Origin of the sequence: Phocaeicola faecicola, assembly GCF_013618865.1 — a bacterium.
GTDB lineage: Bacteria > Bacteroidota > Bacteroidia > Bacteroidales > Bacteroidaceae > Phocaeicola > Phocaeicola faecicola.
Genome location: NZ_JABSOE010000075.1, coordinates 1 through 20,875, shown reverse-complemented (window position 1 = coordinate 20,875; position 20,875 = coordinate 1). Strand labels below are relative to the sequence as shown.

Below are 20,875 nucleotides of genomic sequence, written 5' to 3'. Positions count from 1 at the left end.
GTCCAACTGATAGGATTATATGAAAAAACACAGAAAAAGGGCAATAGCAATGGCATATAAAGTGATTATACTCTATCGACTTTATATGCCACCTTACTTTTTAGGGACATTTACTGAATATCCCTATAATAAGGAGAAGGCACTTGCCCGATCTCCGGATACCAAACGTCCCCCGTCACGGTTATGTGGCGGGGGACGCTTCGTAAAAGAACCTCCACCGGACGGTTTCCGGTTTACGGTCCCTTTTCTATCTGTTTGTTCTGCCCATGCTTGTTGATAAGAATGTCCGTCGGTTCGTTACACCTGCGTCTCTCCTTCGATAAACTGCTCCAGGAACATATTCTCTCCGTCGAATACCGCATACGAAAACTCCGAAATCCAGTCGCCCAGAATCATCATCCGTGTATTCCGGTTCAACATCAGGTCGAGCATGATGTGACGGTGTCCGAAAAGGAAGAAATTGATTTCCGGATGCGTCTTCAGGTAATCCTTCGAGAAAAGCACCAGCGGCTCCTTGTCCTCGCCCATGTACTCCGGTTCCTTTCCGCCCTCCCGTTTCAGGCGGCTGTGCTTGGCCCATTCCATTCCGAAATCAATGCTCCAGCGCGGATGCAGGCAGGAGAAAAGCCGTTGCAGGGTATGACTGTGAAACAGCGTCCTCAGTATCTTGAATTTCCGGTCGCGGTCACCCAGTCCGTCTCCGTGAGCCAGGAAAAACTCCTTTCCGTAAATCTCACAAGTCAGCGGTTCCCGGTGAATGATGACTCCACATTCCTTTTCCAGGTAATCCCCGCACCAGATATCGTGGTTGCCGATGAAGAAATGTACCTCCACTCCCAGATCCGTCAGTTCCGACAACTTTCCCAGGAAGCGGGTATACCCCTTGGGAACCACCAGTTTGAACTCATACCAGAAGTCGAACATGTCGCCCAGCAGGTATACGGCTGCCGCCTGATGCTTGATGCTGTCCAGAAAGTTCACCAGCCGGCGTTCCTGGGTACGTCCGTGCGCGATGGCCCTTGACCCCAGGTGTGCGTCTGAAAGAAAATACACGTTTTTCATCCTTCCCAATATTTTGTCTGTTACAGAAATCCCAGTTCCAGTTTGGCTTCTTCCGTCATCATGTCCTTGTCCCATTCCGGCTCAAACACCAGGTTCACCTGTGCTGCCGTCACTCCCTCCACCGATTCAATCTTCTGGCGGATATCCTCCATGATGAAGTCGGCAGCCGGGCAGTTGGGAGCCGTCAGTGTCATGTCGATGACAGCCTCTCCGTCGTCCTGCAGGTCGATTTTATAAATCAGTCCCAGATCATACACGTTGACAGGTATTTCCGGGTCATATACGGTTTTCAGCATTTCCACAATGCGTTCTTCTATTTTCAACTTTGTTTCGTTATCCATAAATGTCGATTGCTTTTAGTTGTCCTTGCAAATGTAGTAAAAAAATAGCAGAATAGAAAGTCCGGTCAGATTCTCCCCTCATCGGCATAACTGTAATATTTCCCGTCGGTTACGATGACATGGTCCAGCAGCCGCAGGTTGACCGTCACCGCCGCCTGCCGGAGCGATTCCGTCAGCCGGTCGTCCTCCCGGCTCGGCCGCAGGTTGCCCGAAGGATGGTTGTGGCAGAGTACCATCGAGACCGCCCTCCGGATCAGAGCCTCCCGCAAGACACACCGGATGTCCACTGCCGTAGATGCCAGTCCTCCCTGACTGATCCGTATCCGGTCGATGACCTTTCCTGCCTGATTGAGCAGCAGTACCCAGCACTCCTCTACCGGCAGGTCGCACATCAGCGGATAAAACAAGCGGTAGATATCCTCCGAACTGCGTATCTGCAGCCGCTCCAGCGTTCCTTCCTCCTTCCTTCTCCGTCCCAGTTCCGAGGCAGCCAGCAAGGTGATGGCCTTTGCCGGTCCGATGCCCTTGTAGCGGCACAGTTCCTCCACTCCCGACTTTCCCAGTTCGCTGAGGCTGTTCCGGTAATCGGCAAGCACCTTCCTCATCAGCTCCACCGCCGATTCATCCGTACTTCCGGAGCCTATCAGAATAGCCAGCAACTCCGCGTTGCTGAGTGCTCCGGCTCCATGGAGCATCATTTTCTCACGCGGGCGGTCTTCCTCCGCCCATTGGTTGATGTTCAGTTTTCCGTTCATTTATAAAAGTTCTTCTCGAAAGCGGAGAACTCGTCCTTTTTCCGGATGCAGCGTTTCCACCACGCCGTCAGAAATCCGCTCCCGTATCCTGTCAATTGTATAAACGCAGCGGCAACGGAAATAATACCGATTTTCAGACTTTTATTTTTCAGGGAAGAATCGGTGAAGATAATCAGTGCGAAAGCAGCCAGCAGTGTCAGGCTCCACGGGCAGATGAAGGCACAGAGCAGCAGTACGGCCACTCCCAGTGTGAAAATCGCCGGAAGCAGGTGCACCAGCTTGAGCGATTCCGGATATTTCTTGTAGAGGTTGATACGGGCGATTCCGAAGTTGTACACCTGTCTGAAAAACTTCTTCAGGTCGGTGCGGCGCTTGTGCCATACCCATGCCTCGGGGAAGAGGCGGCAGCGGTATCCTCCCTTGAAAATCCGGATACTGAAGTCGATGTCTTCTCCGAACCGCATCTTGGAGAAGCCTCCCAAAGCGCGGTAGACTTCCGCCCGTATTCCCATGTTGAAACTTCTGGGGTAGAACTTGTCCATCTTCTTTTTCCCGCCGCGTATGCCTCCCGTGGTGAGGAAAGAAGTCATGGCATAGTTGATGGCCTTCTGTACGTCGGTAAAAGACGGATGTGTCCGGTCAGGGCCTCCGAATGCGTCGGCAGGCTCACGCTGCAGTTCCGCTTCGATGGCATTCAGATACCCCGGAGGCAGCACACAGTCGGAGTCCAGTACAATCAGGTATTCCCCGCGGCTCCGTTCGGCACCGTAGTTGCGGGTCTGTCCGGGGCCCGAGTTCGGTTTGCTGAAATAATGCACCTCCAGCCGGCCCTGGTATTTCTCCACTACGGAACGGCAAGGCACGGCAGAGCCATCTTCTACTACTACGACCTCAAAGTCTTTGTTTTCTTGGTGCGTCAGGCTCTCCAGCAGTTCATCCACTTCGTCCGGACGGTTGTATACGGGAATAATCAATGAAAATTTCATAGGGTTCATTTTGCGGTTGATATTGCAAAGATAGATTTTTCTTTTCTGATTTTCTTTTTCTTAACCTTGGAAAGTCGGCTTTGCTGTTTTGTTTTTCATCATCAGTACCGCCGGTTGAATAATCAGCGCCGTGGTTTATTCAGACTGTGCCGCTGTTTCAATAAACAATGTTGCCGTTTATGGTATCCTTATAAATGTACGGTGATTATTTCCTTCTTCATCGGCTGTTTGCACCTCCGCGCATGCAGGAATAAAAAAACAGAGGCCGTATCGTACCTTGACGATACAGCCTCTGTCTGAAAACAGGAAGGTTCTCTGTTGCCGTTTTCCGCCATGGCGTTCATCCGGCAGCCCTCATCCGTCCCGATTATGCTTTTACACGACCTACGTAAGAACCGTCGCGAGTGTCCACTTCGATGATTTCATCCTGGTTGATGAACAAAGGAACACGTACTGTAGCACCTGTTTCTACAGTAGCCGGTTTAGTAGCGTTGGTAGCAGTATCACCTTTCAGACCCGGTTCAGTGTAAGTAACCTTCAGCTGAACTTTTACCGGCAATTCTGCGAACAGGATTGTTTCAGTAGAAGCGTCAGATACTACTTCGATTACCATTTCTTCTTTCAGGAAGTCTACACCTTCGATCAGGTCGTGAGCGATAGGCACCTGTTCGTAAGTTTCCTGGTTCATGAAGATATAATCATCTCCTTCTTTATACAGATACTGGTAAGGACGACGTTCCACACGTACATCTTCCAGCTTTTCACCGATGTTGAAACGGCGTTCCAATACGTATCCGTCTACTACATCTTTCAGTTTTGTACGCATGAAAGTGTTACCTTTACCCGGCTTTACATGCAGGAAGTCGATACAGAAATACAATTTACCGTCCATGCGGATAGCTGTACCGATCTTAATGTCTTGAGCATTAATCATAACTATATTCTTTATTTATTATGTAATTGTTGATTTGTTTACCTTCTAATTTGTCTGCAAAAATAATCTAAATCATGAAAAAACACAAAAGATTTGTCTAAAAATGACTTAGCTCTTGGTTTATTTAAAAAAAGTCACTAATTTTGCAACCCGAACTTTGGAATAATAACATAAATAGTATATACGAAAATGAAAAGAACTTACCAACCTTCTAACAGAAAGAGAAGAAACAAACACGGTTTCCGTGAGAGAATGGCTACTGCAAATGGTCGCCGCGTATTGGCTGCCCGCCGTGCAAAAGGTCGTAAAAAACTGACAGTATCTGACGAGTACAACGGCGTTAAAGCATAACCAGGCGTTGGATTGTAAGAAAAAAGAGAGCCGCAGAACATGAGATGTGTTCTGCGGCTTTCTTTTTCCGGACAGGCCGCCGGTAGTCGCGACAGGAAAGACCGGCAGCGGGGGTGAGGCCCTGGAAGTCAAGAAATAAGAGGGTTTGCCTGCATAACTGCGGGTTCTGTATAGCAAGACTGCGGAAATTTTGTATCTTTGCCGCAAATATGTAGCTAATATTGAGATATGGTAACACTGAAAGAATTTTTTTCGTTTAAGCAAAACCGGTTTTTCTGGATCAACCTGATAGCCATGGTGGTAGTGGTGATTGCTGCGGCATGGGGCACACTGGCCTGGCTTGACCAATATACCCATCACGGGGAGTCGTATGTGGTGCCGGATGTAAAGAACAAGTCGTTCGAGCAGGCAAAGACGCTGCTGAACGGACAGCACCTGGAAGTGGAGATTGTAGATTCCAATTATGTGAAAGGCCTTCCGGCAGGCATCGTGCTCGACCAGGCTCCGCTGGGCGGAATGCGGGTAAAGCAGGGACGTACCGTTTACCTGACCATCAACACGAACAAGGTGCCGCTGGTGAAGATTCCGGATGTCATCGACAACAGTTCGCTGCGCCAGGCTGCGGCCAAGCTCAAGGCTATGGGCTTCCGGCTGACGGAACCGGAACTGGTGGCCGGAGAGCAGGACTGGATTTACGGCATCAAGTATAAGGGCAGAAGCCTGAAATCGAACGACAAGGTGCCTCACGAGGCCGTGCTGACCTTGTGTGTGGGAGATACCCATCTGCGCGACTCCTTGCGGACCGACTCGCTGCAGATGCAGCTGAACGACGCTCCGGAAGAGGCTCCGCAGGTAGATGATTCGTGGTTCTGACGAATGTAGAAAGCAGGAAGTAAAAGAAGAATGGCAGAAGACTATATTGAATTGGAGGATTCACTGGACGACATCGAGCCGGTGAATCAAGGAACGGAACTGTATGAACATTTCCGGGTGGTGGTCGACAAGGGGCAGACTCCGGTGCGCATCGACAAGTATCTGTTTGAGCGCATTGTGAATGCTTCGCGCAACCGTATCCAGGCGGCAGCCGACGCGGGCTTTGTCATGGCAAACGGAAAGCCGGTGAAAAGCAGTTACAAGGTGAAGCCGCAGGATGTACTGACGGTGATGATGGACCGTCCGCGGTATGAGAATGATATCATTCCGGAGGATATTCCGCTGGATGTGGTATACGAGGACGATGACCTGATGGTTATCAACAAGCCGGCAGGACTGGTGGTGCATCCCGGATGCGGAAATTACCACGGTACGCTGGTAAATGCCATCGCCTGGCATTTGCGCAATGTGCCTACCTACGACCCGAACGACCCGCAGGTGGGACTGGTGCACCGTATCGACAAAGATACGTCGGGACTGCTGGTAGTGGCCAAGACGCCCGATGCGAAGACCAGCCTGGGACTGCAGTTCTATCACAAGACCACCAAGCGCGAGTATAATGCACTGGTATGGGGAATCGTCGAGAAAGACGAAGGTACGATTGTGGGCAACATCGGCCGTAACCCGAAAGACCGGATGCAGATGGCTGTCCTTTCCGATCCGGAACAGGGAAAGCATGCCGTGACCCACTATCAGGTGCTCGAACGGCTGGGATATGTCACACTGGTGAAGTGTGTCCTCGAAACGGGGCGTACGCACCAGATCAGGGTACACATGAAACACATCGGCCATGTGCTGTTCAACGACGAGCGCTACGGCGGACATGAAATCCTGAAGGGAACACATTTCAGCAAGTACAAGCAGTTTGTCAACAACTGCTTTGAAATCTGTCCGCGCCAGGCCCTGCATGCCCGGACATTGGGCTTCGTGCATCCGCGCACCGGAGAGGAGATGTTCTTTACCTCCGAACTTCCGGCCGATATGACTGCTTTGTTGGATAAATGGAGAACTTATATTAGTAATAGAGAAGAATTATGAAACGTGTGATTGCAATCGTGGCCGGAGGAGACTCTTCGGAACACGATGTTTCGATGCGTAGTGCAGAAGGCATCTACTCATTCATCGATCAGGAAAAGTATACCTTATATATCGTAGAGCTGACACGGGAGAAGTGGGAAGCCATCCTGCCCGACGGCAGCCGTGCGCAGGTAGACAAGAACGATTTCAGTTTTGTAGACGGCGGACAGAAGGTAAAGCCGGACTTTGCCTACATCACCATTCACGGTACTCCGGGAGAGAACGGTATCCTTCAGGGGTATTTTGAACTGATGGGTATTCCTTATTCAACCTGTGACGTGCTGGTTTCGGCACTGACATTCAGTAAGTTTACCCTCAACCAGTACCTGAAGGGATTTGGAGTGCGGGTGGCCGAATCAATGCTGGTAAACAAGCGCTTCGGTATCCCCGACGAAGAGGTGATTGAAAAAATCGGACTTCCCTGCTTCATCAAACCCAATGCCAGCGGCTCCAGCTTCGGGGTTACGAAGGTAAAGACCAAGGAAGAAATCCAGCCTGCCCTGCAGGCCGCCTTTGCCGAATCGGACGACGTGATGGTAGAAGCCTTCATGGACGGTATCGAACTGGCCAACGGCTGCTACAAGACCCGGAACCGTTCGGTGGTATTCCCGATTACCGAGGTGGTGAGCCAGAACGAGTTTTTCGACTACAATGCCAAGTACAACGGCGAGGTGACCGAAATCACTCCGGCCCGTCTGAGCCCCGAACTGACACAGCGCGTGCAGCAGCTCACTTCAGCCATCTATGACATTCTGGGCTGCAAGGGAATCGTGCGTGTAGACTACATCATTACCGAGGGAGAGAAAATCAATATGCTGGAAATCAATACCACGCCGGGCATGACGGCTACCAGCTTCATCCCGCAGCAGGTGCGTGCCGCAGGCATCGACATCAAGGATGTGATGACAGACATCATCGAAGACCAGTTTTAAGAGTTTGCAGAAGTAGAGAACTTTCGGTGTATTAAGTTGCTTGTGTAAAAGAAAATGGCTAACTTGGTATCCCGAAAGTTCTTGTTGTTGAATATACATACTACGTAACATAAAGATTATGATTATACCAGCCGAATTTGACGAAATCCGTCCTTATACCCCCGAGGAATTGCCGGAAGTATTCAATGAGCTGTTGGCTGACCCTTCGTTTCAGTCGGTAGTCGCTGAAATTATGCCGGGCATTCCGCTCGAAGTATTGGGCGCACAGTTGCGCCAGTGCAAGACGAACCTGGATGTGCAGAAAACGTTTTTCCACAAACTGCTCCACGGTATTATGGACAAGTACAGTGACGGGTTCGATATGGACACGGCATCACTGCCCGACAAGACCCGGAACTATACGTTCATTTCCAATCACCGGGACATCGTGCTCGATCCGGGATTCCTTTCTGTCGGACTGATTGATAACCAGTTTCCTACCACTGTGGAAATCGCGATTGGAGACAACCTGCTGATTTATCCCTGGATCAAGAAACTGGTGCGGGTAAACAAGTCGTTTATCGTACAGCGTGCCTTGTCCATGCGTCAGATGCTGGAATCGTCGGCACGCATGTCGCGCTACATTCATTTTGCCGTGACAGAGAAAAAAGAGAATATCTGGATTGCACAGCGGGAAGGACGGGCGAAGGACTCGAACGACCGTACCCAGGACAGTGTACTGAAGATGCTGGCCATGGGAGGAAGCGGCGATGTGGTCGACCGTCTGAAGGAACTGAATATCGTACCGACGGCCTTATCGTATGAATACGACCCCTGTGATTTCCTGAAAGCGAAGGAGATGCAGCTGAAACGGGATGTGGAAGACTTCAAGAAGAGCCAGCAGGACGACCTCGTAAATATGCAGACCGGTATTTTCGGCTATAAGGGAAGGGTACATTTCCAGACGGCTGCCTGTATCAATGACGAACTGGAAGCGCTGCGGGGACTGCCGAAGACAGAGGTCTTTACACGGGTATCCGAACTGATTGACCGGCATATTCATGCATCTTACCGTCTGTATCCGGGTAATTACGTGGCATACGACTGGCTGAACGGCGAAAGCCGTATGGCAGACAGGTATACGCCGGAGGAAAAGGCGAAGTTTGAGGCGTATGTACAGAAGAAACTCGACCTGATTGACCTTCCGGATAAGGATGAGGCGTTCCTGCGCAAGTGCATACTGACGATGTATGCCAATCCGGTAGTGAACCACCTGAAAGCCGTTGCCGGATGAGACGCCTGATTCAACTGTGGTGTGTGTGCTGTCTGGCCCTGATGGTTTCCTGCAAGGAGGATGAGTATGTATATCCGAGCGTGCTCACCGAGTTTGTGGAGGCTGTCACCGGTCCGGAGGGTGTCCTGACCGAACTGCGTTCCGATGACGGAACACGGTTTGCGGTGAAGTACCGTGACGGACTGGGCGGACTGACTCCCGACTCGCTCTATCGGGCAGTGGCAGTGTATCAGGTATCCGGGGAGACTGCGGAGGGGACTCCCGAAGCGAGCATTTACTCGTGTCAGGTGGTAATCTCCTGGAATCCTCTTCCTCCCAAGGCGTTTAAGAATGGCATAAAGACCGACCCGGTAGACATACAGAGCATGTGGCGTTCGGGAAACTACCTGAATATGATTCTGAAGGCGAAGGTGAAAGACCGGGCTCATTCTTATCATTTTGTGGATGAGGGCATTTCCCGTGACGGAGAGAAACGGGTACTGAACCTGCGTCTGTATCACGACCGCCGAGGAGATTATGAGGCATTTGAGCAGCGGGTATATCTGTCGGTGCCCTTGTCGGGTTACCGGGAACAGCTGACTGCAGGCGACTGCATCCGCTTTACCTTGCAGACTTACGGCGAAGGAGAAACTGTCCGTGAGTTTGCGTATTGAAAGAAGAGTTTGTGGAATTTGTATATTGAAGCGTATAGAAAAATATGATCAAGAGTCTTTACTTTATGTTTTTTGTCTTTGCCTGCCTGTTGGGACTGATGGGGTGTACGTCAAAGGCAAAGGATCCTTTCAAGAACCTCACCGTCGACGAGTTCGACCGCTATATCCAAAACGAGGAGGTGCAGCGGGTAGATGTGCGTACGGTGGCGGAATACAGCAAGGGGCACATTCCGAACAGCTTGAACATCAATGTGATGGACGATTTGTTTGCTGCCGAAGCAGATGAACTGCTCGACAAGGAACGCCCGGTGGCCGTCTATTGCCGGAGCGGAAAGAGAAGTCGTGAGGCTGCCCGTATTCTGACAAAGAAAGGCTTCAAGGTAGTCAACCTCGACAAGGGCTTCGAACACTGGAAAGAATTCGGGAAAGAGGTCTGCTATTGATTGCCGTCTGCTGCATCTGAATCAGATGCGTGCATCGGCTCCCCACATCATTTTCTCCCTCAAGGTATTGAAAAAGGAATGATGACACCGCTTGACGATGCGGACGGAATAATCGGCTTTCCGTATGGTGAGCCGGGTGCCTTCGCGGCAGGTCTCGCTTCTGCCGTCTACGGCCGCCAGGAAGTTGTGACTGCGGCTTTCCACATCGAGGGTGATTTCCCAGTCGTCGCGTACTACGATGGGACGGACATTCAGGCTGTGCGGTGCAACGGGGGTGAGACAGAAGGTACCGCTCTGCGGAACCAGTATCGGTCCGCCCACGCTCAGTGAGTATCCGGTAGAGCCGGTAGGAGTGGCAATAATCAGTCCGTCGGCCCGGTACGAGCAGAGCAGTTCGCCGTTGATATAGGTATGAATGGTAATCATGGAAGAAGTGTCGCGCTTGAGGACAGCGATTTCATTCAGACCGTATGGATATCCTTTCAGTACGTGTCCGGAGTCGCATGCCAGATGCAGCACCCTCCGGGCTTCTGCCAGGTAATTGCCGGCATAAATCTCCTCAAAAGCTTCTTCCATCTGCGAAGGAAGCACATCGGCCAGGAACCCCAGGCGGCCAGTATTGATGCCCAGTATGGGAATTTCTTTTTTTCCTACCCGGCTTGCCGCTTTCAGAAAGGTACCGTCTCCGCCGATGCTGATGGCCATATCGGCTTCAAAATCATATCCTTGGAAAATCTCCAGTCCGGTCAGGTCGGCAGAAGTGTGCAGTCGCAGAAAATCGTAGAATTCGTTGCTGATACAGATCTGCGCATTTTTCCGACGCAGTATTTCCAGCAGGTGGGTGACGTGTGCCGACTTATGTTCCTGATAAGTGTTCCCGAAAAGAGCAAACCGGAGTGTTTGTTGCATACCTTGTAGTTTTTATCAATCTTTTGTTTGCAAAAGTTGACAAGTTTCTCGCAAAACCTGCTAACTTTGCATGCTGTAGGCACAAAGATACTAAAAATAATGCAATATGACTAAATTAAGTGTGAATATAAATAAAGTGGCCACTTTGCGCAATGCGCGCGGTGGCAACAATCCGGATGTAGAAAAAGTAGCTTTGGATTGTGAATCATTTGGAGCAGAGGGAATTACCGTACATCCCCGTCCGGATGAGCGGCATATCCGATATGCCGATGTACTGGCTCTGCGCCCTATTCTGCGCACGGAATTCAATATTGAAGGATATCCCTCAAAAGAGTTCATTGACCTGGTGCTGAAAGTGAAGCCCCATCAGGTAACATTGGTTCCCGATGCGCCCGACCAGATTACGTCGAACGCAGGATGGGACACCAAGACTCATCTGCCTTTCCTTACCGAACTGATGGATACATTCGGAGGGGCAGGTATCCGTACCTCTATTTTTGTGGATGCGAACCTCGAGGCGGTGGAATATGCGGCGAAAGCCGGTGCCGACCGTGTGGAACTTTATACGGAGCCATATGCCAGCCGGTATGCGCGCAACCGTGAAGAGGCTATTGCTCCCTTTATCGAAGCGGCCCGTCTGACACGTAAGCTGGGTATGGGACTGAATGCCGGTCACGACCTGAGCCTGGAGAACCTGAAGTATTTCCACGAAAACATTCCCTGGCTGGACGAAGTGTCGATAGGACATGCGCTGATTTGTGACGCACTTTATATGGGACTGAGTAAAACAATTGAAGAATATAAAAACTGCCTTCGCTGATTATGATGATTTTGACATTGCTGGCAGCCGCACAGACGGTTGCCGATACGATGACCGGTGCAAATCCGGTATTGACCCCGGTTGCTTCGGGAGAACCAGAGATGAACTTGTGGAGTATGGCCTGTAAGGGAGGATGGATTATGCTGGTACTGGCACTGATGTCGGTGATTGCATTTTATATTTTCTTTGAACGGGCGGTGGCTATCCGTAATGCGGGCAAGGAAGATCCGCTGTTTATGGAACGCATACGCGATTATATCAAGACGGGCGAAATCAAGTCGGCCATTAACTACTGCCGGATGGCCAATACGCCGTCGGCACGCATGATTGAAAAGGGTATTACCCGTATGGGACGTCCGGTGGCCGATGTACAGGCTGCCATAGAAAGCACCGGAAACATGGAAGTGGCCAAACTGGAAAACGGACTTTCCATTATGGCTACCATCTCCAGCGGAGCGCCGATGCTGGGCTTCCTGGGTACGGTGACCGGTATGGTCCGTGCGTTCTGGAACATGGCTAATGCGGGCAACAACATTGACATCACCCTGCTTTCGAGTGGTATCTATGAGGCCATGATCACCACGGTAGGAGGACTGGTAGTAGGTATTGCTGCCATGTTTGCCTATAACCATCTGGTGTATCGGGTAGACAAGGTGGTGAGCCAGATGGAGGCACGCACCATGGCGTTTATGGATTTACTGAACGAATCGAACGAAAAGGAATAATTTATGGCACTGAAAAGAAGACAGAAAATATCGCCCAGTTTCAGTATGTCGTCCATGACGGACCTCATCTTTCTGTTGCTGATATTTTTTATGATTACTTCGACGATGGTATCTCCGAATGCCATCAAGGTCCTGTTGCCGCAGGGCAGTGAGCAGACCTCGGCCAAACCGATGGCACGGATCATTATCGACCGCGACCTGAATTATTACGGGGCGTTCGGCAATGAGGATGAAATGCCGCTGGGCATGGATGAAGTGGCATCTTTCCTGCAGGAATGCGCACAGAAGGAACCGGAAATGTATGTGGCCCTGTATGCCGATGAGTCCATACCTTACCGGGAAATTGTTCGGGTACTGAATATCGCGAATGAAAATCATTTTAAAATGGTACTGGCTACCCGTCGTCCCGACCGACAGTAACGGGGGTACAGACCGGATTGTATTAATTTAAACAGGGAATACGCGTGAAACAAAGTAAAATAACCGGATGGGTAGGAACGGTGGTGCTGCATGTGCTGCTGCTGTTGCTGCTTTTATTCTATACGTTGGACCGACCTGAAGTACAAGAAGAAGGAGGAGTGCCGGTTATGCTTGGTGAAACCGAAATGGCCCAGGGCAACGGTGACGATTTTGAACTGACGGAGGTGGACGTGGTTCCGCAGCCCGAGGCAGAAGTCCCCGACCCGGTAGAGCCGCAACCGGAAGAACCGATGATTACGCAGACGGAGGAGCCTTCCATTCAGGTAAAGAAGGAAGAAAAGAAAGAACTGCCGAAGAAGAAAGTGGAAACTCCGAAGAAGGAGGTAAAGAAGCCTGAGCCTCAGAAGAAGCCGGCAGCCGAACAGCCGAAGGAAAAGACAGAGGCTGAGAAACGGGCCGAAGCGGAAAAACGGGCGGCACAGGTTGCAGCCGGAAAGATTGCCAGTGCGTTCGGGAAGGGAGCGCAGATGGGAAGCAAGGGAAATGCTTCTTCCGGACAGGGCGTACAGGGCAGTCCGCAGGGAAATGCTTCTTCCGGAGCGGCCAGTGGAGCTGGCGGATACGGTACGTTTGACTTGAACGGACGTTCTTTGGGACCGGGAGGATTGCCGCTTCCGGTATATACTGTGCAGGAAGAAGGCCGGGTAGTGGTCACTATTACTGTAAACCCTGCCGGACAGGTCATCAGTACAAGCATCAACCGGCGTACCAATACCGTAAATCCTGTATTGCGGCGTGCGGCAGAAGAAGCTGCCCGCAAGGCACGCTTCAATGCGGTAGACGGAGTGGATAATCAAAGTGGAACGATTACTTATTACTTTAAATTGAAATAAATATGAAATCAGTTTGCATCTTTTTGGCTGAAGGATTTGAAGAAATGGAAGCCATGTTTCCGCTCGACATCATGCGTCGGGGTGGACTGAGTGTAAAAACAGTGTCTGTAACGGGCAACCGGACTGTGGTGAGCTCACATCAGGTACCTGTAGTGGCCGATGTACTGTTTGAGGACTTGCAGAAGGACGAGGTGGAAATGATTGTACTCCCGGGCGGACTTCCCGGAGCAACCAATCTGGATGCCCATGCCGGACTCGACAAACTGGTCATGGAATTTGCTGCAGCAGGCAAACCGCTGGCTGCCATCTGTGTGGCTCCGATGGTTTACGGCAAACGCGGATTGCTGAAAGGCAAGAAGGCAACTTGTTATCCGGGCTTCGACAAGTATCTGGAAGGAGCTGTGTACACGGGTAACATGGTGGAAAAGACAGATAATTTCATCCTGGGCAAAGGCCCGGCTGCCGCTCCTGAATTCGGCTTTGCTATTCTGGAACATTTTGCCGGTGCAGAAAAGGTACAGGAAGTAAAGAAAGGAATGCTGTTTATCGGATGAGAAAATATGCGATTGTAGTAGCTGGCGGAAAGGGGCTGCGGATGGGAGGCGAGGTACCCAAGCAGTTCATTCCGGTACATGGAAAGCCGGTGCTGATGCGTACACTGGAGGCTTTCCGCCGTTACGACAGTGAGATGACACTGATACTGGTGCTTCCGGCCGACCAGCAGGAATACTGGAAGCACCTCTGTGAGGCGTACCGTTTTGCGCTTCCGCACCGCATTGCCGATGGAGGAGAAACCCGTTTTCACTCTGTCCGCAACGGTTTGGAACTGATAGACGGAGAAAAGGGATGGGTAGCCGTACACGATGGGGTCCGTCCCTTCGTATCGCAGGATGTGATTGCCCGCTGTTTCAGCGAGGTGTGCCGCCACCGGGCGGTAGTTCCTGTAACGGACGTGGTGGAAACCCTCCGTCACCTGCGGGAAGACAAGGGCAGTGACACTGTGGCAAGGAGTGAATACCGGCTGGTACAGACGCCCCAGGTATTCGACGTTTCCTTGTTGAAGGAGGCCTACCAGCAACCCTATGCTCCGTGTTTTACAGACGATGCCTCGGTAGTAGAAGCCTTGGGAATGGAAGTGTGTCTGGTTCCCGGAAACCGGGAGAATATCAAACTGACCACTCCTTTCGACCTGAAGATAGCGGAAGCCTTGACTGCAGAAGAATAGCGGCAAGGCTTTCTTTTTATAACTGACAGACTATGTTTGACCTGAGTACCCGTGACATAAAATATTTGCAGGGAGTAGGGCCGCAACGTGCCTCCGTGCTGAATAAGGAACTGAATATCTGCTCCTTCAAGGATTTGCTTTATTATTTTCCCTATAAATACGTCGACCGCAGCCGTTTATATTACATTCATGAAATAGACGGCAATATGCCCTATATCCAGTTGCGTGGCAAGGTCCTGAGTTTTGAAACAATAGGAGAGGGCAGGCAGAGGCGTCTGGTCGGACATTTTTCTGACGGAACAGGGGTGGTCGATTTGGTCTGGTTCCAGGGATTGAAATTCATTATGGGCAAGTATAAGGCGAACGAAGAATATATTGTCTTTGGCAAGCCGACGGTGTTTAACGGCCGCATCAACATTGCCCATCCGGATGTGGACCCTGCCGAAGAACTTACGCTCTCTTCGATGGGACTGCAGCCTTATTATAATACAACGGAACGCATGAAGCGGAGCAATCTCAACTCCCATGCAATGGAAAAGCTGATGAAAAATCTTTTTACAGCTCTCCAGCAGGAAGAGATTGCCGAAACACTGAGTCCGAACCTGCTTGCCGAACATCATCTGATGCCGCTTACAGAGGCATTGTATCACATTCATTTTCCCCAGAATCCCGATCTGCTTCGCCGGGCACAGTACCGTTTGAAGTTTGAGGAACTTTTTTACATCCAATTGAATATTTTACGCTATACGCAAGAGCGGCGGTGTAAATTCCGCGGATTGGTATTCGGCAAGGTGGGAGATATTTTCAATACCTTTTATTCTCATCACCTGCCTTTTCCGCTTACCAGAGCACAGAAGCGTGTTATCAAGGAGATGCGCCGCGATATGGGCAGCGGGCGGCAGATGAACCGTTTGCTTCAGGGCGATGTAGGCAGCGGGAAGACCCTCGTGGCCCTCATGACCATGCTGATTGCGCTGGATAATGGTTATCAGGCCTGTATGATGGCTCCTACCGAGATTCTGGCCACCCAGCATCATGAGACTATCTGCCGTTTTCTGCAAGGCATGAACGTGCGTGCCGAACTGTTGACTGGTACGGTGAAGGGCAAGAAACGCGAAACCATATTGAAAGACTTGCTTACCGGCGATATCCATATCCTGATAGGTACGCACGCTGTGATAGAGGATACGGTAAACTTCTCTTCTCTGGGCCTGGTGGTGGTAGATGAACAGCATCGCTTTGGGGTAGCACAGCGCGCCAAACTGTGGGGAAAGAATACCTGTCCGCCGCATGTACTGGTCATGACAGCCACTCCTATCCCCCGGACACTGGCCATGACGCTGTATGGCGATTTGGATGTATCGGTCATCGATGAACTTCCTCCCGGACGAAAGCCTATCCAGACCGTCCATCAGTTCGATAACCGCAGGGCTTCCATGTATGCATTTATCCGTAAGCAGATACAGGAAGGCCGGCAGGCCTATATTGTGTATCCGCTGATTCAGGAAAGCGAGAAGATGGACATCAAGAACCTGGAAGAAGGTTATCTGCATATCTGTGAGGAGTTTCCGGAATATAAAGTGAGTAAGGTACACGGCAAGATGAAGCCGGCAGAGAAAGATGTGGAGATGCAGCGTTTCCTGGCCAACGAGACTCAGATCATGGTAGCCACTACCGTGATAGAGGTGGGAGTGAACGTGCCGAATGCATCCGTGATGGTGATAGAGAATGCCGAGCGTTTCGGCCTGTCTCAGTTGCATCAGTTGCGTGGGCGCGTAGGTCGTGGTGCCGACCAGTCGTATTGTATTCTGGTGACAGGATACAAGTTGAGCGAGGATACCCGTAAGCGCATCCAGATAATGGTGGATACCAATGACGGTTTCGAAATAGCAGAAGCCGACTTGAAGTTGCGCGGTCCCGGTGATCTGGAAGGTACCCAGCAGAGTGGGGTTGCTTTCGACCTGAAGATAGCTGACATAGCCAAAGACGGCCAGCTCCTCCAGTATGTGCGCGAGATAGCCGAACGTATGCTGGAAGAGGACCCCCAGGGCATAAAGCCGGAGTATGCCGTTGTGTGGCAGCAACTCAAGGAGATGAGAAAGAGGAATGTGAACTGGTCAGTGATTTCATAAGAAATCTTTTACATGCTGACTTTTCCGGATTGTAGGATACCAGACCCTGTATCCTGATTGTTCGTGCGCTGGCGCTGTATCTTTCTCTTCTTTCCGAAATAGAGGTCTTTCTCTTTCCGAAGTAGTAATTATTTCTACCTGTTAGATTCAAAATAAATAAGGTATTGGGCAGACAGGGAAGAAACACGCTGGAAAGGTATCATAAAAATCTTGGACATACCATAGAATAAGCAAAAAAATGTTTTGTATGAGAGAATATATATTTTATTAGTCATAACCTTGATTGTCCAATTTCATTTTTGAAATCCTTATGTAAGTAGCTTTCTTATATTACGTTGTTGATTGATTCATAAAATATTAATAATTGGGGTGGAATAAAAAACTACAATTTGAATAATGAAAAATCGAATCTTTGTCTGCTGGCGATTTTCCATACCAACTTTGTACTTTATGACCATAACTCATCTCAAGGAGTTGGATAGGGGTAATAATAGGTTTCTTTGGTAACTTATTATTAGAAGGGTTTTGCTGGAAAGCACCATAAAGTAGCAAACGGTATTTGGTTGTATCTTGTAATAAAAGCCATGGAGTTGCAAGATTAGGCAATGTATGAATAGCCTGTTGCAGATATTCAGCACTTTGTTCCATATTTCCTAGTGTATGTGCTAAATATCCATATCGGGCATAGTCTGCTGGTGTAGCATCCTGAGTTGGCTGAAAGGAGGCAATAGTTTTCAGCACCTGTTTATAAAACGAGGAGTCCTGCTTTTTCCATAATTGCATTGTTTCCCCTTCCACCAGGCGTGGGGTATAACGAATGGCTTCGGACATCATGCGGACAGCATTGGCTGTATCGTTCTGCTGATATAATTCCCAGGCATATGCTGAAAGATACAGACTGTTTTTGGGATAGCATGCAGTAAGATTCTGGAGGAGAGAGTCCGCTTCGGCAGGATGTTCTGTTCGGATGGATTCGGCATATAGATAACGTAATTGTACATCTTCTGGATGTCGGTTATAGGCCTTCAGATAGTTTCCCTGCCGCAAGTCATTTTCAGTAGAGTCTATAAATCCTGTCAATTGAGGAATATTCCATCCGATAAACGCGATGAGTCCCATTGCTGGAATAAGATTTGCCATTTTGTTTATTTTGCATATCTTTATATCTTTCCTTTGTAGATAAGCTAATAAGATATAAAATGTCAATAACAGGAAAGGGGTATTAAGCCATGTGGCCTGTGTCAAGTCTTTAAAAAAAACAGCTGTTAGAGTAGCAGCAATAATACGGCAGTCCGGGTCTTTTCGGTGTTGCCACAATATTCTGACTATGATTACTCCCATAAGCAAGTAGAGTAACATTCCGGCAATTCCTTTTTCGACCAAGAGTTGTACAGGCAAGCTAGGGGCTATTGAGGTAAATGGCTTGGTACTGTCTTGTCCGATAAGTGGATCGACTGCATATGTATAATTATTATTCCCATACCCCAATAAAGGATGTTTTTGAAATGTAGACCAGGCTGCTTCAGAACTATTAATTCGGCTCTTGGTACTTCTCTGCTGTGAAACTGTTTGGTTAATTTTCAGAGTAGTATGAAATTCTTTTGGTAAGAGGATGACCGTCAAGAGAATAGCAATGCCGGCTGGGAGTAGCAGGCGCCTCTTCTCTGCTTTAGGAAAAAACAACAAGGCAAAAAGCAGATAGACACTAAGAGCGAGATAAGCCCCTCTTGAGAATGAGAACAGAATGGCTGTTATGCATAGGAATTGGAGTAGTATGGACCAGCGCCGCATGAGACAAATCCATCCGGATAACATCAGTAGTACTTCTGCCCATATATTTGTAATATATCCCAGTGGCCGGAACAAGAAACGGAAATGATAAGTACCTTCAAATCCGGCATTTAATACGGAATTACGGAATACGAAAAATGAACAAACGGCTAGTATAAGAGCAATACCGATTGGGATAAGGCTGCTCAGGCGGAAAAGGGGGAAGATTTGTTCCGAGATGAAGAAACGGCGGCAGATAAAATAAACAGTCAGCATATAGACTGAAATAAAGGCGGTGTTTAGGGCTGGGATAGGGCAGGCTGCATAACAACAAGATAAAATATCAAATAAGCTAATGGCTATAAGACATTTATCCAGTAAGCTCCATTTTGGGAAAGGAAGCGGGCGCAAAAGAAATAATGTGCCTGCTGCTAAAAGCAAGCCAACCCGATATGGGTCTTCTATTTGGAATAAGAATAGGAGTATAAGTCCGGTAAGAAAGATTGTAATCCCTATTTCTCTGACCTTTATTTGTTTATTTTCTTCCATGTCGTTTCAGCAGAGGTATAATAGATTTGTATATTAAGTAAACAATTAGTCCGAGGAAAATCAACTGCATACCGATGTTGCGTAATAGAGCAAATGGGGGTATCATTTGATTTGACAGATAGAGAATGAGTTCATTCACTGCATCAGGAAAGGTTTGCACGAACCGGTATAGAAAAGTTGGGATGATGTATAAAAAATAGTAGCCCATAAAGAGATTGACTACCACTGAATACACAAGCAGTCCGTATCGTTCTAGTCGACGGATTTGCAGCAGGTAGGGGAGTTGCTTTATAGGGCGTTTCTTCAGCCTATTCCACATGTAACTGAATAGCTCTAACGAACGTTGCCGCAGATTCGGCACACCTAACAGATCGGAAGCTATCCAGTATCCATCGAACTTGAAGAAAGGGTTTAGTGTCATTGCAAAACCCAAGTTCATAATGAGTATCAGGTAACGCAACATGTCGTTACCTGTTACGAAAAAAGCAACCAACAGAAGTATCAGCCAGTATGACTGGAAGTAAACCCCTGCAAGGTTTACTACACATCGTTGTCCTCGTTTCAATTTCCACACTTCTGTTACATCTGTATAGAGGACCGGGAAGTTGAGGTACAGCCCGAAACCGATTCCGCCATGCTGTATTCCAAAGTATTTGCAGGCGGAAGCGTGCCCCAGTTCGTGAAAGAATGATGAACCTAGTATAAAAGCAAATAGCCCTATTATCATATAGATATTTACTTTGTTGTTGAACAGTAATAGGTCAGGAGTATGAACAAAAAAACATATATCAAGAATAAGTGCTATTATTAGGACTGCCAACATATACCAATGGTAGAATAAAAAGCGGAATGCATATGAGAATTTATCAATCGCTTGTGCACTGAATAGTTCTTTTTCATAGAGGAAAGAACGTTTAGATATTTTCGGTGTAAACAGAGGGGTTACAAATTTATCAATAATCCCTTTTACTTGTTCTGGAGTATATTTACCTTTCTTTTTTTCACAGTAAAAGGTAATAGCTTCTGACTCAGTTTCGTGTTGTTGCAATACTTCTACTAGCTCTATTATACCTTGACTTACTTCGTAATATTGTCCATCATATGAAATCAGCATGCGCTGTTCTTGAGTTGAAGTAGATAATTTTTGGTGGATGATGATATGCTTATAGATGTTCATATTATCTTGCCTTTAAAATTGCACTGTTGATACTTCTGTCCACATTGTTGGCTTCTCGGGAAGTTTTCTTACCGAAGTCGAAGGTATAAGCCAGTTTCACATAGCCAGTCTGCTGATAGATACGGCTGGTTCTTACCTGATTGTATCTATATACCCCATAGTCGGCCGACTCCCTGTAGTGCGCATGCCTGGTAAACGGATTCTCCGTTCCAGCCTCTGCCATCCAGTTCTTTCCACTATAACGAACAGACAGTCCGTAGGATGCCGGATTCTTTATGAAGGAAAAAGTCGTCCCGTCCAGTATCTGTTCGGTTGTTCTTGCATATAGGTTGATGGCAAATGAGCGGATGAAGTAATTTACATCAATAGATGCAAAAATATTATTTTCTTTCACTAGTGTCTCTTAATAATTGTAAAAAGACTCGTTAATTATTTGATTTACAATATTTGTTTTCAAAAAATGCTTGTCGCATATTTGAATCAGTTACCTTAGGGGCTGGGCCAAATTGCGATAG

General features: G+C 48.7%; 23 protein-coding genes. 14 read left to right on the top strand and 9 right to left on the bottom strand.

Features of this window, described 5'->3' with window-relative positions:
- Positions 1–297: 297 nt before the first annotated feature.
- The 5 genes from H3001_RS16510 to efp form a co-directional block, all read right to left on the bottom strand.
- Positions 298–1,062, bottom strand: a complete 765-nt coding sequence (locus H3001_RS16510) for a UDP-2,3-diacylglucosamine diphosphatase (RefSeq protein ID WP_181215528.1) — start codon at positions 1,060–1,062, stop codon at positions 298–300.
- Between the two features lie 20 nt (positions 1,063–1,082).
- The gene (locus H3001_RS16505; protein WP_181215527.1) at positions 1,083–1,403 is read right to left on the bottom strand and encodes a metal-sulfur cluster assembly factor; all 321 of its coding nucleotides are present in this window, start codon (positions 1,401–1,403) and stop codon (positions 1,083–1,085) included.
- Between the two features lie 65 nt (positions 1,404–1,468).
- Complete coding sequence (gene radC / locus H3001_RS16500) at positions 1,469–2,158, bottom strand: RadC family protein (RefSeq protein ID WP_181215526.1); 690 nt, start codon at positions 2,156–2,158, stop codon at positions 1,469–1,471.
- On the bottom strand, positions 2,155–3,144 hold the full coding sequence (locus H3001_RS16495) for a glycosyltransferase (protein ID WP_181215525.1): 990 nt from the start codon (positions 3,142–3,144) through the stop codon (positions 2,155–2,157). Before H3001_RS16495 ends, radC begins: the two co-directional genes overlap by 4 nt.
- 367 nt (positions 3,145–3,511) lie before the next feature.
- Positions 3,512–4,078, bottom strand: coding sequence for an elongation factor P (gene efp / locus H3001_RS16490; protein ID WP_181215524.1), 567 nt, complete (start codon positions 4,076–4,078; stop codon positions 3,512–3,514).
- Between the two features lie 189 nt (positions 4,079–4,267).
- On the opposite strand from efp, the gene rpmH reads away from it, so the two are divergent.
- The 7 genes from rpmH to H3001_RS16455 all read left to right on the top strand — a co-directional run bounded on the left by rpmH (position 4,268) and on the right by H3001_RS16455 (position 9,740).
- Positions 4,268–4,429: a 50S ribosomal protein L34 gene (rpmH, locus tag H3001_RS16485; RefSeq protein ID WP_007571228.1), complete on the top strand. Its 162-nt coding sequence runs from the start codon at positions 4,268–4,270 to the stop codon at positions 4,427–4,429.
- Between the two features lie 228 nt (positions 4,430–4,657).
- Positions 4,658–5,302 carry a PASTA domain-containing protein gene (locus H3001_RS16480; RefSeq protein WP_181215523.1) on the top strand — a complete coding sequence of 215 codons (645 nt, stop codon included), beginning with the start codon at positions 4,658–4,660 and terminating at the stop codon, positions 5,300–5,302.
- A gap of 30 nt (positions 5,303–5,332) precedes the next feature.
- Positions 5,333–6,400, top strand: coding sequence for an RluA family pseudouridine synthase (locus tag H3001_RS16475; protein WP_181215522.1), 1,068 nt, complete (start codon positions 5,333–5,335; stop codon positions 6,398–6,400).
- Positions 6,397–7,371, top strand: a complete 975-nt coding sequence (locus H3001_RS16470) for a D-alanine--D-alanine ligase (protein ID WP_181215521.1) — start codon at positions 6,397–6,399, stop codon at positions 7,369–7,371. The genes H3001_RS16475 and H3001_RS16470 overlap by 4 nt, the downstream gene beginning before the upstream one ends.
- Positions 7,372–7,489: 118 nt before the next feature.
- Positions 7,490–8,644 carry a 1-acyl-sn-glycerol-3-phosphate acyltransferase gene (locus H3001_RS16465; protein WP_181215520.1) on the top strand — a complete coding sequence of 385 codons (1,155 nt, stop codon included), beginning with the start codon at positions 7,490–7,492 and terminating at the stop codon, positions 8,642–8,644.
- On the top strand, positions 8,641–9,297 hold the full coding sequence (locus tag H3001_RS16460; protein WP_181215519.1) for a NigD1/NigD2 family lipoprotein: 657 nt from the start codon (positions 8,641–8,643) through the stop codon (positions 9,295–9,297). The genes H3001_RS16465 and H3001_RS16460 overlap by 4 nt, the downstream gene beginning before the upstream one ends.
- Before the next feature lie 44 nt (positions 9,298–9,341).
- Positions 9,342–9,740, top strand: a complete 399-nt coding sequence (locus tag H3001_RS16455) for a rhodanese-like domain-containing protein (RefSeq protein ID WP_181215518.1) — start codon at positions 9,342–9,344, stop codon at positions 9,738–9,740.
- 21 nt (positions 9,741–9,761) lie between these two features.
- On the opposite strand, the gene H3001_RS16450 is transcribed toward H3001_RS16455, so the two are convergent.
- Entirely contained in the window at positions 9,762–10,649 is an 888-nt protein-coding gene (locus H3001_RS16450; RefSeq protein WP_181215517.1) for an NAD kinase, read from the bottom strand.
- Positions 10,650–10,755: 106 nt separating this feature from the next.
- On the opposite strand from H3001_RS16450, the gene H3001_RS16445 reads away from it, so the two are divergent.
- The 7 genes from H3001_RS16445 to recG are packed head-to-tail and all read left to right on the top strand — an operon-like array spanning position 10,756 to position 16,864.
- Positions 10,756–11,469, top strand: coding sequence for a pyridoxine 5'-phosphate synthase (locus tag H3001_RS16445; protein WP_181215516.1), 714 nt, complete (start codon positions 10,756–10,758; stop codon positions 11,467–11,469).
- A gap of 2 nt (positions 11,470–11,471) precedes the next feature.
- On the top strand, positions 11,472–12,194 hold the full coding sequence (locus tag H3001_RS16440) for a MotA/TolQ/ExbB proton channel family protein (RefSeq protein ID WP_181215515.1): 723 nt from the start codon (positions 11,472–11,474) through the stop codon (positions 12,192–12,194).
- Positions 12,195–12,197: 3 nt separating this feature from the next.
- Entirely contained in the window at positions 12,198–12,614 is a 417-nt protein-coding gene (locus tag H3001_RS16435) for an ExbD/TolR family protein (RefSeq protein ID WP_181215514.1), read from the top strand.
- Between the two features lie 44 nt (positions 12,615–12,658).
- On the top strand, positions 12,659–13,507 hold the full coding sequence (locus H3001_RS16430) for a TonB family protein (protein WP_181215513.1): 849 nt from the start codon (positions 12,659–12,661) through the stop codon (positions 13,505–13,507).
- 2 nt (positions 13,508–13,509) lie between these two features.
- Positions 13,510–14,061 carry a DJ-1 family glyoxalase III gene (locus H3001_RS16425; protein ID WP_181215512.1) on the top strand — a complete coding sequence of 184 codons (552 nt, stop codon included), beginning with the start codon at positions 13,510–13,512 and terminating at the stop codon, positions 14,059–14,061.
- Entirely contained in the window at positions 14,058–14,732 is a 675-nt protein-coding gene (locus tag H3001_RS16420) for a 2-C-methyl-D-erythritol 4-phosphate cytidylyltransferase (RefSeq protein ID WP_181215511.1), read from the top strand. The genes H3001_RS16425 and H3001_RS16420 overlap by 4 nt, the downstream gene beginning before the upstream one ends.
- Positions 14,733–14,764: 32 nt before the next feature.
- Positions 14,765–16,864 (top strand): ATP-dependent DNA helicase RecG, encoded by a 2,100-nt coding sequence (gene recG, locus H3001_RS16415; RefSeq protein ID WP_181215510.1) that lies wholly within the window; start codon positions 14,765–14,767, stop codon positions 16,862–16,864.
- A 357-nt stretch (positions 16,865–17,221) separates the two neighbouring features.
- On the opposite strand, the gene H3001_RS16410 is transcribed toward recG, so the two are convergent.
- From H3001_RS16410 to H3001_RS16400, 3 genes are read right to left on the bottom strand one after another with little or no spacing between them, the layout of a single operon-like run.
- Complete coding sequence (locus H3001_RS16410) at positions 17,222–19,183, bottom strand: O-antigen ligase family protein (RefSeq protein WP_181215509.1); 1,962 nt, start codon at positions 19,181–19,183, stop codon at positions 17,222–17,224.
- Entirely contained in the window at positions 19,170–20,360 is a 1,191-nt protein-coding gene (locus H3001_RS16405; protein WP_181215508.1) for a zinc metalloprotease, read from the bottom strand. Before H3001_RS16405 ends, H3001_RS16410 begins: the two co-directional genes overlap by 14 nt.
- A gap of 1 nt (position 20,361) precedes the next feature.
- Positions 20,362–20,754, bottom strand: a complete 393-nt coding sequence (locus tag H3001_RS16400) for a hypothetical protein (protein WP_181215507.1) — start codon at positions 20,752–20,754, stop codon at positions 20,362–20,364.
- Positions 20,755–20,875 lie beyond the last annotated feature (121 nt).

Coding starts and splice junctions, on each gene's coding strand:
- H3001_RS16510 (WP_181215528.1), bottom strand. CDS start 1,062: ATGAAAAACGTGTATTTTCTTTCAGACGCACACCTGGGGTCAAGGGCC.
- H3001_RS16505 (WP_181215527.1), bottom strand. CDS start 1,403: ATGGATAACGAAACAAAGTTGAAAATAGAAGAACGCATTGTGGAAATG.
- radC (WP_181215526.1), bottom strand. CDS start 2,158: ATGAACGGAAAACTGAACATCAACCAATGGGCGGAGGAAGACCGCCCG.
- H3001_RS16495 (WP_181215525.1), bottom strand. CDS start 3,144: ATGAAATTTTCATTGATTATTCCCGTATACAACCGTCCGGACGAAGTG.
- efp (WP_181215524.1), bottom strand. CDS start 4,078: ATGATTAATGCTCAAGACATTAAGATCGGTACAGCTATCCGCATGGAC.
- rpmH (WP_007571228.1), top strand. CDS start 4,268: ATGAAAAGAACTTACCAACCTTCTAACAGAAAGAGAAGAAACAAACAC.
- H3001_RS16480 (WP_181215523.1), top strand. CDS start 4,658: ATGGTAACACTGAAAGAATTTTTTTCGTTTAAGCAAAACCGGTTTTTC.
- H3001_RS16475 (WP_181215522.1), top strand. CDS start 5,333: ATGGCAGAAGACTATATTGAATTGGAGGATTCACTGGACGACATCGAG.
- H3001_RS16470 (WP_181215521.1), top strand. CDS start 6,397: ATGAAACGTGTGATTGCAATCGTGGCCGGAGGAGACTCTTCGGAACAC.
- H3001_RS16465 (WP_181215520.1), top strand. CDS start 7,490: ATGATTATACCAGCCGAATTTGACGAAATCCGTCCTTATACCCCCGAG.
- H3001_RS16460 (WP_181215519.1), top strand. CDS start 8,641: ATGAGACGCCTGATTCAACTGTGGTGTGTGTGCTGTCTGGCCCTGATG.
- H3001_RS16455 (WP_181215518.1), top strand. CDS start 9,342: ATGATCAAGAGTCTTTACTTTATGTTTTTTGTCTTTGCCTGCCTGTTG.
- H3001_RS16450 (WP_181215517.1), bottom strand. CDS start 10,649: ATGCAACAAACACTCCGGTTTGCTCTTTTCGGGAACACTTATCAGGAA.
- H3001_RS16445 (WP_181215516.1), top strand. CDS start 10,756: ATGACTAAATTAAGTGTGAATATAAATAAAGTGGCCACTTTGCGCAAT.
- H3001_RS16440 (WP_181215515.1), top strand. CDS start 11,472: ATGATGATTTTGACATTGCTGGCAGCCGCACAGACGGTTGCCGATACG.
- H3001_RS16435 (WP_181215514.1), top strand. CDS start 12,198: ATGGCACTGAAAAGAAGACAGAAAATATCGCCCAGTTTCAGTATGTCG.
- H3001_RS16425 (WP_181215512.1), top strand. CDS start 13,510: ATGAAATCAGTTTGCATCTTTTTGGCTGAAGGATTTGAAGAAATGGAA.
- H3001_RS16420 (WP_181215511.1), top strand. CDS start 14,058: ATGAGAAAATATGCGATTGTAGTAGCTGGCGGAAAGGGGCTGCGGATG.
- recG (WP_181215510.1), top strand. CDS start 14,765: ATGTTTGACCTGAGTACCCGTGACATAAAATATTTGCAGGGAGTAGGG.
- H3001_RS16410 (WP_181215509.1), bottom strand. CDS start 19,183: ATGGAAGAAAATAAACAAATAAAGGTCAGAGAAATAGGGATTACAATC.
- H3001_RS16405 (WP_181215508.1), bottom strand. CDS start 20,360: ATGAACATCTATAAGCATATCATCATCCACCAAAAATTATCTACTTCA.